Origin of the sequence: Vibrio sp. 10N.222.48.A3 (genome assembly GCF_041475345.1) — a bacterium.
GTDB classification, from domain to species: Bacteria; Pseudomonadota; Gammaproteobacteria; order Enterobacterales; family Vibrionaceae; genus Vibrio; species Vibrio tasmaniensis_A.
Genome location: NZ_JBFRVX010001742.1, coordinates 1 through 400 on the forward strand (window position 1 = coordinate 1; position 400 = coordinate 400).

Genomic DNA, 400 nt, shown 5'->3' on the forward strand with positions numbered 1-400 from the left:
ACTTTAGTGAGCGAGATCGTCAAGAAAACAGGATAGAAGGCCTTGAAGAAGCGTTTGAATACTTCGGGGGCGTCCCAAAAGAAGTGTTGTTCTATAATGCGAAAGCCATCATGATAGAGCGTGATGCATACGGTGAAGGTGAACACCGCGCTGCTCGCCATAGCCAAGAAATACAACTTTAAACGGGGTTTGAGCACCACTGGAAAAATAAAATTAAGAGAGTTACGTATTTGTATTTAATATCAAAAAACGCCTATCAGGAGAGAGGTTAGTTGCTTTCTATCGATTAAATAGGCTTCTTTTTTTTACGCTTCCTAATAGCAAGTACCAAGACAGTTAGAGCTCCATCTTCAACCTTATATACGAGTCATCCCCCGAACTTCTTACCCTGTTCCGTATG

General features: G+C 41.5%; 1 pseudogene. It reads left to right on the forward strand.

The window, feature by feature from the left end:
• Window positions 1-149, forward strand: a pseudogene (locus AB4653_RS28710) (IS21 family transposase); the annotation flags it as partial.
• Between the last annotated feature and the right edge of the window lie 251 nt (window positions 150-400).